The sequence below is a fragment of the Bacillus sp. z26 genome (assembly GCF_058313635.1).
The window spans coordinates 784,173-797,394 of sequence record NZ_JBZFQM010000001.1 but is presented as its reverse complement, the minus strand read 5'-3'; the positions used below and the strand labels follow the sequence as shown (position 1 = coordinate 797,394).

The window sequence follows — 13,222 nt, the reverse complement described above, 5'->3', positions numbered from 1 at the left end:
AAAGGTTTGAGGTGAAGTATATAATGAAATCCCCAGCGGAAACTAGGGTCGTTGTCGGAATGTCCGGTGGAGTAGATTCTTCTGTTGCAGCTTACCTGTTAAAAGAACAGGGCTATGACGTTGTAGGAATTTTTATGAAAAACTGGGATGATACAGATGAAAATGGTGTTTGTACAGCTACGGAAGATTATGAAGATGTCATCCGTGTTTGTAACCACATCGGAATCCCCTACTATGCGGTAAATTTCGAAAAACAATATTGGGATAAAGTGTTCACCTATTTCCTTGAGGAATATAAGGCGGGACGTACACCAAATCCTGATGTCATGTGCAACAAAGAAATTAAATTTAAGGCCTTCCTTGAGCATGCGATGAATTTGGGGGCGGATTACCTGGCGACAGGACATTATGCCCGCGTAGCATACTTGGATGGAGAATATAAAATGCTGAGAGGATTGGATGAAAATAAGGATCAGACTTATTTTCTTAACCAATTAACTCAGGAACAATTAAGTAAAGTCATGTTCCCGATTGGTGAATATGATAAGCCGAAAATCAGAGAAATTGCTCTGGAAGCTGGTCTTCCAACGGCTACTAAGAAAGATTCCACAGGGATCTGTTTTATTGGTGAACGTAACTTTAAGGAATTCCTTGGTCAATATTTGCCTGCCAAGCCTGGCGAGATGAGAACGATGAGCGGGGAACTTAAAGGTAAGCATGATGGACTCATGTACTATACATTGGGACAACGCCATGGGCTTGGAATTGGCGGAAGCGGTGAACCATGGTTTGCGGTTGGAAAGGATTTAGAAAAAAATATTCTTCTGGTCGAGCAAGGATTTCACCATGACAGCCTCTACTCTGATTCCATTATTGCAGACAAAATGAACTGGATTTCTGAAAGAAAGCCAGGGGATACATTTGAATGTACGGCTAAATTCAGATATCGCCAGGCAGATAATAAAGTAACTGTGAAAGTACTGGACAATAATCAAGCGGAAGTTATTTTTGCAGAGCCTATCAGAGCGGTGACCCCAGGACAAGCCGCAGTCTTTTATGACGGTGAAGTTTGCCTCGGTGGAGGTACGATTGATAAAATTTATAAAAAAGGTTTAAAGCTCGATTATGTCGGGTAATTAAATAGCTAATTGAATGTGGATAGTCTGTTTCGTAAAGGAACAGGCTATTTATGTTCTGTAAAATATACATATGCGGGTGATTGAAGATGGATGTGAAGAAGTACGATTATTCACTTTCCAAAAAAGAAGTTCTCGAGGTATTTGAAACCGATGCAGAAAGGGGGATAACAGAAAAAGAAGCAGAAGCAAGATTAAAAGAGTATGGAAAAAATGAATTCGGAGTAGAACAAAAAAACTCATTATTAAAAATGATCGCTTTACAATTACATAATACGCTTAATTACATCTTGATGGTTGCCGCTATATTCTCTTTTATAGTGGGTGAAGTGAGCGACGGTTTAATTATCGCTTTTGTCATTATAATCAACACAATTATTGGTGTGGTCCAGGAGAAAAAGGCAGAAAACGCATTGGACGAACTAAAAAAGTTAGCAGCACCGAAAGCGCTGGTGAAAAGAGAAGGAAATGTCAGGGAAATAGATGCATCTTTGCTCGTACCGGGTGATTGCGTTCTGCTTGAGGCAGGAAGGACAGTGCCGGCTGATGTTCGTATCATTCAATCCCATTCTCTGAAAATTGAAGAATCTGCTTTAACGGGGGAGAGTCTTCCGGTAGATAAGGACGAGAATTGGAATCTGGAAAATCCTGATCAGCCCCTTGGGGATTATCTTAATATGGGATTCATGTCTACTCAAGTTACAAATGGCCGAGGCGTTGGAATTGTGACTGCAACCGGATTGAACACAGAGGTAGGGAGAATAGCTGAAATGCTTCACAGCACGGAATCCAGTCAAACTCCTTTACAAAAAAATCTTAACCAGCTCGGAGAAAAATTAAGTTATTGTGCCATTATTGTCTGTGTCGTTATGTTCTTTGTAGGATTAATGCAGGGAAGAAATCCTGGAGAGATGTTTATGATCTCCACAAGCCTTGCTGTTTCCGCTATACCTGAAAGTTTATCGACAATGGTTATTATTGTGTTAACGCTTGGGGTAAGGCGTCTTATTAAACAAAGAGCAATTATACGTAGAATTCCAGCAGTTGAAACGTTGGGTTCGGTCAGCATGATTTGTTCAGATAAAACAGGAACACTGACTTTGAACAAAATGAGCGTAGTTGAGCGCTATGTTAATTTAAAAGTATTAGAGGAAAATGTACCATATGCTGAGGATGACCAAAAGTTGGTTAATCAACTGGCATTATGTTCGGATGCCACTTATGAACCGGAAGAAACCGGCGATCCTACAGAAGTGGCTTTTGTTAAAGCAGCACATGTGAATGGATACACAAAGTCTGGTTTGGACAAAGAATTTCCCCGTGTGGCCGAAATACCTTTTGATTCAACGAGAAAAAGGATGACTACCATACATAAAGATGGCGATGGATATCATGTACTGACAAAAGGTGCAGTGGATATCCTGCTAGAGAGAATAACTACTATTCAATTAGATGGCCAAATAGTAAAAATCACGCCTGAATACATAACTGAAATTAACCAGGCTGTGTTGGAGATGTCCAACCGGGCTCTTCGTGTAATGGCTTTGGCAGGTAAAAAAGTTTCAGCTGAAGTAATGACTGAAATGGATGAAGAGGAAATAGAGAGTAATTTGACATTTTATGGAATGGTAGGCTTGATGGATCCTCCACGTCCAGAAGTAAAACTTCAGATTGAAAGAGCCCACCGTTCAGGCATTGAAGTAACGATGATTACAGGTGATCATCCGCAAACAGCAATTGCAATTGCGCACAGATTGGGAATAACAGAATCCGATCAAGTGATCACTGGTGCAGATTTGAATCAAATGACACCTGAAGAGCTGAAGGAAGCAGCAGTAGATACACGTGTATTCGCCCGGGTATCACCGGAGCATAAAGTGCAAATTGTACAGGCCTTTAAAGAAAATGGACATATTGTTTCCATGACCGGCGATGGTGTGAATGATGCACCTTCCTTAAAAACAGCTGATATTGGGGTTGCCATGGGGCAAACAGGTACAGATGTTGCCAAGGGTGCTTCAGATATGGTTTTAATGGATGATAATTTCACCACGATTATAAAAGCGGTTGAAGAGGGTAGGAATATTTTTGCTAATATACGAAAATCTATTCTTTTCCTTGTTACAAGTAATTTCGGTGAAGTCTTAGCTCTCTTCTTTGCCATTTTGCTTGGCTGGCCGACACCGCTACTGACCGTCCATATTCTATGGCTGAATTTGGTTGGTGATTCTATTCCAGCCTTTGCGCTTGGTGTAGATAAGAATAAGGATGTCATGCTTGATAAACCAAGGCCTAAGAAAGAAGGAATTTTCACGAAGGATTCAGTCATCTTCCTGATTTTAAATGGATTATTGATTGGTGTATCTTCTCTCTTAGCCTTCCTGATTGGATTGAAATGGGCAGCTGGAATTGATTCAATATTCGATTTACAATTTAATAATCTTACAGCCCATGAACTGAGAGTCGGGCAAACGGTCGCCTTTATGGCACTAACCTTTATTAGCTACATTCAAGTATATAATGTTAGACATTTACGCAAACCGATCTGGAAAACAGGTGTATTTAGCAATAAATATTTAAATTGGTCTGTCATAGGTGTCGTCTTGTTGCAAATTGCGGTAGTTTATATCGAACCTTTTGCCAAACTTCTCAAGATTGAACCAATCGGTTTGAAAGAATGGATCCTAATCTTCTTCTGTGCACTTGGAACCATTATCGTAAATGAAATTGTTAAGGGCTTCTTAAGGCTCTATGATAGAAGAAAAGCTATGGAGTAACTCCATAGCATCAAACTGTAGACAAAATCCCTATATTAAGGAGACATTGTCTGCAGTTTTTTTCTTTTTTCGTTCTCTTTTCGTTAACACTATTTTCTGCAGAATGGGCTCGCTTTCCGCGGGCAAGCATCAAGCCTCCTCCTGCTTTGCACTGCGGGGTCTAGGGTACGCTTGTTTTTCCCGGAGGAGTTTCGCTCATTCTGCAGAAAATAGGTCACTGCGTTTTATACGAAATTTCTCGGTATACGACAGAAATTCTCTGTATTTTTAATTAATATAATTTACTATATAGGGCCTAAAAAATAGATGAGGCTAGATCCATCGTGAAAAAGCCGAAAAATAAGGAATTCAGAAAATGGATCGTACCGAGCCATTCTGAATTCCTTTTTGTCTACAATCTGAGTCTATGGAGTAACTCCATAGACTACTTTATTTCCTCGCTGATTCGATTAGCAATAAGCTGATACCCATTCCGGTTTAAGTGGAGGCTGTCGCTGAAATAGTCCTTTTTTGATTTATCCTGGAACAAATCATTCGTTGGTACGAAGGTAATAGATGAATAGTTGTCCACTGCTTCTTTTAAATCATGATTCCAATCTTCTAAAATTCGATTAAGCTGCTCATCGCTTGGGTTGGGATTATATAATCCGACCACAATGAAAGGGACATCTTCATCAAGGTGGCGGATGCTTTTTAAAATGGTATCAATATTATCAAGATAGTCTTCTTTTTCTCTTTTTACAGCATTCTGATTGATGGTTTGAAAATCTCCGCCTAAGGTTGTACGTAAATCGTTTGTACCAATAAATAAAATGATAGAGTCCGCTTCATTTACTTTTTCGTTTATTTTAGGATTAGCTAATTGTTTTAGCACTCCTTCTGACTCTTGTCCAGGGATTCCATAGTTATTAATTTGATACTCTTCATCTGAAGACGCACTTTTTAATATTTTTTCAAGCTGACCGACATAGCCTTCCTCCTTGCGATCACCTACCCCGTAAGTTAAGGAATCGCCAAGAGCCATAACGACATGCTCCTCATTGGGCTTGGTCTTTTCATCTAAATAATAGGCATATCCCATCCATGCCAATCCAATTACGAGCAAAATTCCTGCAGTATAATAAATTTTTTTCATCTTCTCTCACTCCTATATTTACACTTTTACCCCAAAGACCATGATTTTTAACAAATAGTGTAATTTTATTGACTACAGGAATCATTTGATTGAAAAATGGTACGTGACTCGAAATTTCCCAGCTATATTGAAATTTGCAGCGATTTTATTTCTTTCACTTTTTGTTGCAAAGAAACTGATAATAAGATACTTGCCACAGAGGTCAACTGGATGTCACTTTGTGGTATACTATTTCCATTCAGTTAGGAATGTAGGAGTGAACAACGTTATGGATAAAAATAAATTAGGTATTCAATATATGGAACAAGGAAAATGGGAGGATGCGGCAAAAATTTTCACCGAAATGATAGAAGAAAATCCAAATGATCCGGTAGGATTCATTAATTTCGGCAATGTACTGGCATCGATGAATGATAATCAGCGAGCGATTAAATTTTTTGAAAAGGCCATCGAACTTGATTCAGATGCTGCGACTGCTTATTACGGTTTGGGCAGTATTTATTATGAGCTGGACGATTTAGTAAAAGCGAAGGATCAATTTGAACTGGCTATAAAAAAAGGGATTGAAACAGCGGATGTGATGTTTATGCTGGGATTATGTCTTCTACATTTAGACCAGCCGAAACTGGCATTACCTTATTTCCAAAGAAGTGTTGAACTAAATCCGTCGGATGCAGAAGCTCAGTTCCATTATGGACTGGCTTTGGCAGGTGCTGAGATGTATGATATGGCAATTGATGCGTGGAATAAGACGCTTGAGATTGATGAGTCTCATGCAGATGCGTATTTTAATCTAGGAGTGGCCTATGGTGGAATAAAGGGGGATGCTGATAAAGCGATCTCTTATTTTGAAAAAGCAATTGAGATTCAGCCAGACCATATCCTTGCATTGAATGGATTAAAACAAATGAAGGAACTGTTATAAACGGGAGGTGCTTCCTGTGGAACAAGAGTCGTTCGTCCTTTCCGACAATGACAAACCTTTCATCAAAGGAACACAATTGGTTACCATTTTTCATAATGAACAAAATTTATACTCGGTTGTGCGTATTAGAGTGAAAGAAACAAATCTTAATTATGATGAAAAAGAAGCGGTCATCACCGGGTATTTTCCCCCTATCCATGAAGAAGAAATATACACATTCTACGGAAAAATGAAAGAACATCCCAGGTTTGGGATTCAATTTCATGTAGATAGCTTCCAGCGTGAAATTCCAGAATCAAAGGATGGGGTCATTGCCTACTTATCCGGGTCTCTTTTTAAGGGCATTGGGAAGAAGATTGCGGAAGCGATTGTTGATAAACTTGGGGAGAAAGCTATTTCTAAAATATTGGCCAACCCATCTCTATTGGATGAAATCCCTAAGTTGAGCGGTGAAAAAGCGAAGCAGTTGTATGATACACTCGCTGCTAATCAGGGCCTTGAACAAATTATGATTCATTTATCCAATCTAGGATTTGGTCCTCAGCTTTCTATGAAGATCTATCAGGTTTATAAACAGGACGCGATTACCATCATCGAGCAAAATCCCTATCAGCTGGTCGAAACAATTGAAGGGATCGGGTTTACCCGTGCGGATGAAATTGGATTGCAGCTGGGCATTGGAGGAAGCCATCCATCACGGATTAAGGCGGCAATTCTCTATACATTGGACAGATCCTGTGTACAGGATGGTCATTCGTATATGGAGGCTGAAGAACTGCTCACCAGTGTTAAAAACATTTTGGAACAAAATCAGAATGTGGTCATCAGCTTTGAGCAAATTACGGATCAGCTGATTCAGATGGGTGAAGAAGGCAAAATTATTGGTGAAGAGAAAAGATTTTACATGCCATCCTTATTCTTTTCAGAGAAAGGGATCGTAACGAATATTAAACGGATTATGTCTCAGGATTCATATGCCGATCAATTCCCTGAATCTGAATTTTTACTGGAGCTTGGAAAACTTGAGGAACGAATCGGAATGGAATATGCCGAGGAACAAAAGGATGCGATCTTTAAAGCCTTACACTCACCCATGCTGATTCTGACAGGTGGACCCGGTACGGGAAAAACAACGGTTATAAAAGGAATCGTTGAACTATATTCGGAATTACATGGGTTATCCCTCGACCCGAAAGACTATAACAATGAAAATCCTTTTCCGTTTGTTTTAGCTGCTCCGACGGGGCGTGCGGCAAAAAGGATGAAGGAATCTACAGGACTTCCGGCTGTGACCATCCATCGTTTGCTTGGCTGGAACGGGTCGGATGTTCAGCGTGATGAGGATAATCCGATCAGCGGAAGACTTTTGATTGTGGATGAGATGTCCATGGTAGACATATGGCTGGCCAATCAACTATTTAAAGCTTTGCCTGACAATATGCAAGTCATTCTTGTCGGGGACGAGGATCAATTGCCTTCCGTAGGACCAGGCCAGGTTTTAAAGGATTTGCTTGCCTCATCGGTTATTCCGGTGACACGCCTGGAATCAATATTTAGACAGGAAGATGGTTCTTCCATTATTCAACTTGCGCATGCGATAAAAAACGGACAGCTGCCGCCAGATATCCGTAAACCGCAGGGAGATCGTTCGTTTTTCTCTTGTTCTACAAATCAAGTTGCTGATGTGATTAGACAGGTAGTAACCAATGCCCGACAAAAAGGATTCCCAGCGCGTGATATTCAAGTTCTGGCACCTATGTACAGGGGAAGCGCCGGAATTGATTCGTTAAATGTACTTTTGCAGGAAATTCTGAATGATAACCGTGATAAGAAAAAGAGAGAATTAGCTTTTGGGGATGTGGTGTACCGTGTAGGAGATAAGATTCTCCAATTGGTGAACCAGCCCGAAAATGGTATTTACAATGGTGATATGGGTGAAATTATTGCGATTATCTATGCAAAAGAGAATGAAGATAAGCAGGATCAAATTTTTGTTTCATTTGACGGGATAGAAGCGAAATATACCCGCCAGGAGCTTAATCAAATCACGCATGCTTATTGTTGTTCGATTCATAAATCCCAGGGAAGTGAATTTCCAATCGTTATTTTGCCGGTAGTTAAGAGTTATCATCGAATGCTGAGACGCAACCTAATTTACACGGCCATAACGAGGAGCAAAAATTTCTTAATTTTGTGCGGTGAAGAGGAAGCCTTGCGATATGGTGTTGGCCGCAATGGTGAAGATGAACGGAGAACTACTTTGCTGGAAAAACTGCAAGAAGGATTCCGTGAAAAAAGCAGTGTAACTGAATCTGATAATCTGCACGTAGATGAAGAAAATTCTGAAAATGAAATGACATATGAGCAAAAGTTATTTCAGACAGATCCGATGATTGGGATGGAAAACATTACTCCTTATGATTTTATGGTAAGTGGATAAACTACAAATGTTGGTCTTTAAGCTGAATGAATTCTGCATTCAATGGACAAACTGACAATACACATTATTTTTTTGAGGTGATTGTTATGAAATGTCCTAATTGCTCCAGCAAAGATATTGGTAAAATAGGCGTTAATCAATATTATTGCTGGAATTGTTTTGTGGAATTGTCCATCCAAAAAGGAATCATGCATGTCCATCAGGTAGAAGAAGATGGATTGTTGAGTTCTTTGGATGATTTGTTTAGTGAAGAAGATCGACAAATGAGTCTTTGATTCGTACTTCCTATATTATGGGGTGACTTGCAATGAACAAAATGGTTTCGTCGTTAATAACCTTAGGAGCGGGAATGGCGATTTATCGAAGCATGTCCAATAATGGAATGCTATCTAATCGCAGAATGAAAAAGTTGAAGCGTACAATTATGAAGTCTTTTTAAGTGGCTTTATTTAGGTTTAAAAGGCAGGAGAATTTTCCGCCTTTTAAACCTTTTTTTATAAATTACTTGCAGAATTTGACCGTTGGATGAATAAAAAATTAGTAAGATTCCGGAGACTCCAATACATATTTTCTTTTAAACATAAGGAAAATAGAATGGAGGTGGGAATTGTGAACATACAGGTAAAATGGTTTTATCGACTTGGCTTTCTATTATTGTTATTCATCGTCTTATTTGTTTTTTACTTACTCAGACCGATTTGGCTTCCTATTATACAGATATTTATGACTGCCATATCCCCATTTATTGTTGCTGCTTTTATTAGTTACCTCCTTCATCCTCTTGTAGAAAAGGTCCATCGAGAAGGGATTCCTAGAGGGTTAGCCATTGGTTTGATCTACCTGGTGTTTTTTGGTGTTGTAGGGTATGGACTATTTAAAGGAATCCCTGTATTCATAAATCAAATGATTGACGTAGCGGAAAGAGCACCTGAAATGGCAGAGCTATATCGGAATTATATCGTTCGTTTTCATTCACAAACATCAAACTGGCCATTTGGACTGCATGAACGTCTGGAACAAATAATCAACACTATGGAAATGAAACTAAGTTCGTTCGTCAATGTATTGATAGAAGGATTAAGTGGGCTATCGGACTTTTTCTTCTTTGTGGTACTCATCCCGCTTATATCCTTTTATTTGCTGAAAGATGCTGATAGGATAATTGCCTTTGGGTTAAAGCTATTCCCTAAAAAAACAAGGGGAACGATTAAACAGTTTTTAACGGACATTGATCATTCATTAGGTGGTTATCTACGTGGCCAGTTGCTGGTATGTTCTATTATAGGGGCTTTTGCTGCTATTCTCTTTTGGTTTTTTGGTATGAACTATCCCTTACTGCTGGGTATCATTATTGGGGTGACGAATATTATCCCCTATTTCGGGCCATTGATTGGTGCTGTTCCGGCATTACTTGTAGCGGTCACTATTTCAACAAGTATGGTCATCAAGGTGGCGATCATCATTATTGTCCTTCAATTCCTTGAAGGGAACGTCATTTCACCAATCATAATGGGAAAAACGTTAAAGCTCCACCCGCTTGTTATCATTTTTGCTTTACTTGTAGGTGGAGAGATAGGCGGAATTCTTGGCTTAATTCTTGCTGTTCCTATCCTCGCATTTTTAAAGGTTGCGATTACCCATAGTAATTTGTTAAATGAATAATTGATAAACAGTGACTGTGAAACATTGACAAAGAAAACACTAATGACTATAATCCAACATATAACGGATATATTTAAAATATGTTGATGGACCGAGTATGCTTAAGTCCTTCCGTAATGTAAATTGCATTTACATGAAAGAGAGAAGTCTCCGTGGCTGAAAGAGACTTTGGAAGAAGAGAAGCAGAACGCTAATCCGGAGTGCGGGCAAACCCCGCCGTTTAAACCGCGTTAAGGTTTCTGAGGTGACGAAACAATCATGTTTCGTAATCAGGGTGGTACCGCGAGTCAAGCTCTCGTCCCTGCTTTTTGGGATGAGGGCTTTTTTGTGTATAAAAAAGGAGGAGTCAATCAAATGAAGTACATGACTGGGGCAGAAATTCGCCAAATGTTTTTAGATTTCTTTCAGGAAAAAGGTCACAGAATTGAACCGAGTGCATCATTAGTGCCGGTAGAAGATCCAACCCTGCTATGGATTAATTCCGGTGTTGCAACATTAAAAAAATATTTTGATGGCCGAGTTATTCCGGATAACCCGCGAATAACTAATGCCCAAAAATCGATTAGAACAAACGATATTGAAAATGTTGGTAAAACAGCACGGCACCATACTTTCTTTGAAATGCTGGGTAACTTCTCAATTGGTGAATACTTCAGAGAAGATGCAATCAAATGGGGATGGGAGTTATTAACGGACGAGCGTTGGTTTGCAATGCCAAAAGATAAACTCTATATTACCTACTATCCAGCTGATAAAGATACCTATAATGTATGGAAAAGCTTGGGGGTTCCAGATGATCATTTAATTCCGCTTGAAGATAACTTCTGGGAAATTGGTGAAGGCCCATCTGGACCTGATACTGAAATTTTCTTTGACCGTGGAACCAAATTCGACCCTGAAGATATTGGAATTCGTTTAATAGAAGAAGACATCGAAAATGACCGCTATATCGAAATTTGGAATATCGTATTGTCTCAATTTAATGCTAATCCAGAAATCCCACGCAGTGAATATCCGGAATTGCCTAAGAAAAACATAGATACAGGTATGGGCCTTGAGCGGATGGCATCCATTTTCCAAAATGGTGACACGAACTTTGATACGGATTTATTCTTGCCAATTATTCATAAGACAGAAGAAATTTCTGGTCAAACATATAGAACAAGCGCAGAAAAAGATGTGGCGTTTCGTGTGATTGCTGACCATGTTCGTACTGTGGCCTTTGCTATAGGTGATGGTGCGCTTCCGTCCAACGAAGGTCGAGGATATGTATTACGGAGATTGTTGCGAAGAGCTGTCCGTTTTGCTAAGAAAATCGGCATTAATAAACCGTTTATGTATGAACTGGTGCCGGTTGTCGCTGATATCATGGTGGATTATTATCCGGAAGTTCAACAGAAGAAGGATTTCATAGCGAAGGTTGTCCGTAATGAAGAAGAACGTTTCCATGAAACATTGCATGATGGGTTAGCGATTCTTTCCGAAGTCATTGTAGCAGAGAAAAAAAGAGGAAGCGATACAGTAAATGGATATGATGTATTCCGTCTTTATGATACGTATGGATTCCCTGTTGAACTGACAGAAGAGTATGCTGAAGATGAAGGGATGAAAATTGACCGCAAAGGTTTCGAAAGGGAAATGGAAGCTCAACGGACGCGCGCGCGTGCTGCACGCCAGGATGTGGATTCTATGCAAGTGCAAAGCGGTGTTTTAGGAGATATCAAAGTACAAAGTAAATTTGTCGGATATGAAACTCTGCAATGCCCGGCCAAAGTGGAAGCTATCATCAAAAATGGTGAAAAAGTAGATGACGCCATGGCTGGAGAGGAAGTCCAAGTCATATTGGATCAAACTCCTTTTTATGCGGAAAGCGGCGGACAAATTGCAGATAAGGGATTCTTTGAAGGTGATGATTTAAGAGTATTCGTAAAAGATGTTCAAAAAGCGCCGAATGGTCAAAATCTGCATACAGTCATTGTGGAATACGGATTGCTGAAGGAAGGAATGGAAGGCAAAGCGATTGTGGATGAAGCCAATCGTCGTAAGATTATTAAAAATCATACGGCAACACATCTCTTACATCAGGCGTTGAAAGATGTACTGGGAACGCATGTTAACCAGGCTGGTTCTTTAGTTAGACCAGATCGACTTCGTTTTGACTTTTCCCATTTTGGACAAGTAACGGAAGAAGAGCTTGAACAAATTGAGCAAATCGTTAATGATAAAATTTGGAAGAGTATAGACGTAACGATTGAAAATAAAGCTATTGATGAAGCAAAGGCAATGGGTGCAATGGCTTTATTCGGAGAAAAGTATGGTGATATCGTACGTGTTGTACAAGTGGGAGATTATAGCTTAGAGCTATGCGGTGGTTGCCATGTACCTAATACGTCAACGATCGGGCTCTTCAAAATTGTCTCTGAAGGCGGAATTGGCGCAGGTACGAGAAGGATTGAAGCCGTAACTGGTGAATCTGCTTACCTGCAATTAAAAGAACAAATTGGTGTTCTGCGTCAGGCAGCGGCTAAGGTTAAAGCAAATCCAAAAGATTTACCGGCAAAAATCGATTCCTTATTAGGTGAACTAAAAGATGCCCAAAAAGAAAATGAATCTTTGGCAGCAAAACTTTCTAATATAGAAGCAGGAAATATTCAAACCAAAGCTGAATCTATCAATGGTGTAACAGTCTTATCTGCAAAGGTACAGGCACAGGATATGAATAATCTAAGAAATATGGCTGATGAATTAAAGCAAAAGCTTGGGTCTTCTATTATTGTCCTTGGCAGTACACAAGGTGATAAAGTGAACCTGATTGCAGCAGTGACGAAGGATTTGATAGATCAGGGATACCATGCAGGTAAAATTATTAAAGAAGTTGCTGCACGCTGCGGAGGCGGCGGAGGCGGACGTCCTGATATGGCACAGGCTGGCGGTAAAAATCCAGCAGATTTAGATGCTGCGCTTGAATTGGTAAAAGAACTGGTTAACCGATAAAAAGAGGGGGCGATTTACCCCCCCTTCTATCTAATTGATTAGGGAGGCAATATTTCAGATTTGCCGAACTATCATTTGAATTTTATTATTCGGTTTAATTAGTGTACAATAGGAAGACAAGGAAATATAGCTTTTTTGAATGAAAGCGGGGTG

9 protein-coding genes are annotated in these 13,222 nt (G+C 39.7%); 8 read left to right on the top strand and 1 reads right to left on the bottom strand.

The features are described 5' to 3' along the window. Positions 1–23 precede the first annotated feature (23 nt). A complete protein-coding gene (gene mnmA / locus AC4G3K_RS03775; protein WP_491132512.1) occupies positions 24–1,136 on the top strand; it encodes a tRNA 2-thiouridine(34) synthase MnmA in 1,113 nt (370 codons plus the stop codon). An 89-nt stretch (positions 1,137–1,225) separates the two neighbouring features. Then, complete coding sequence (locus AC4G3K_RS03770) at positions 1,226–3,913, top strand: cation-translocating P-type ATPase (RefSeq protein ID WP_491075950.1); 2,688 nt, start codon at positions 1,226–1,228, stop codon at positions 3,911–3,913. Between the two features lie 424 nt (positions 3,914–4,337). On the opposite strand, the gene AC4G3K_RS03765 is transcribed toward AC4G3K_RS03770, so the two are convergent. Then, complete coding sequence (locus AC4G3K_RS03765) at positions 4,338–5,048, bottom strand: GDSL-type esterase/lipase family protein (protein ID WP_491075949.1); 711 nt, start codon at positions 5,046–5,048, stop codon at positions 4,338–4,340. Between the two features lie 268 nt (positions 5,049–5,316). Here AC4G3K_RS03765 and AC4G3K_RS03760 point away from each other — a divergent pair, with 268 nt between their 5' ends. From AC4G3K_RS03760 to alaS, 6 genes are all read left to right on the top strand, one after another. Continuing rightward, entirely contained in the window at positions 5,317–5,973 is a 657-nt protein-coding gene (locus AC4G3K_RS03760; protein WP_491075948.1) for a tetratricopeptide repeat protein, read from the top strand. A gap of 16 nt (positions 5,974–5,989) precedes the next feature. Beyond that, positions 5,990–8,413: an SF1B family DNA helicase RecD2 gene (gene recD2, locus AC4G3K_RS03755; protein ID WP_491132511.1), complete on the top strand. Its 2,424-nt coding sequence runs from the start codon at positions 5,990–5,992 to the stop codon at positions 8,411–8,413. 86 nt (positions 8,414–8,499) lie between these two features. Continuing rightward, the gene (locus AC4G3K_RS03750) at positions 8,500–8,688 is read left to right on the top strand and encodes a YrzR-like zinc ribbon domain (protein WP_491075946.1); all 189 of its coding nucleotides are present in this window, start codon (positions 8,500–8,502) and stop codon (positions 8,686–8,688) included. Between the two features lie 32 nt (positions 8,689–8,720). After that, the gene (locus tag AC4G3K_RS03745) at positions 8,721–8,852 is read left to right on the top strand and encodes a YrzQ family protein (protein WP_491075945.1); all 132 of its coding nucleotides are present in this window, start codon (positions 8,721–8,723) and stop codon (positions 8,850–8,852) included. Positions 8,853–9,022: 170 nt separating this feature from the next. Next, positions 9,023–10,075: an AI-2E family transporter gene (locus AC4G3K_RS03740; RefSeq protein WP_491075944.1), complete on the top strand. Its 1,053-nt coding sequence runs from the start codon at positions 9,023–9,025 to the stop codon at positions 10,073–10,075. A 354-nt stretch (positions 10,076–10,429) separates the two neighbouring features. After that, complete coding sequence (gene alaS, locus AC4G3K_RS03735) at positions 10,430–13,069, top strand: alanine--tRNA ligase (protein WP_491076242.1); 2,640 nt, start codon at positions 10,430–10,432, stop codon at positions 13,067–13,069. The last annotated feature ends 153 nt before the right edge of the window (positions 13,070–13,222 follow it).

Coding starts and splice junctions, on each gene's coding strand:
- mnmA (WP_491132512.1), top strand. CDS start 24: ATGAAATCCCCAGCGGAAACTAGGGTCGTTGTCGGAATGTCCGGTGGA.
- AC4G3K_RS03770 (WP_491075950.1), top strand. CDS start 1,226: ATGGATGTGAAGAAGTACGATTATTCACTTTCCAAAAAAGAAGTTCTC.
- AC4G3K_RS03765 (WP_491075949.1), bottom strand. CDS start 5,048: ATGAAAAAAATTTATTATACTGCAGGAATTTTGCTCGTAATTGGATTG.
- AC4G3K_RS03760 (WP_491075948.1), top strand. CDS start 5,317: ATGGATAAAAATAAATTAGGTATTCAATATATGGAACAAGGAAAATGG.
- AC4G3K_RS03750 (WP_491075946.1), top strand. CDS start 8,500: ATGAAATGTCCTAATTGCTCCAGCAAAGATATTGGTAAAATAGGCGTT.
- AC4G3K_RS03745 (WP_491075945.1), top strand. CDS start 8,721: ATGAACAAAATGGTTTCGTCGTTAATAACCTTAGGAGCGGGAATGGCG.
- alaS (WP_491076242.1), top strand. CDS start 10,430: ATGAAGTACATGACTGGGGCAGAAATTCGCCAAATGTTTTTAGATTTC.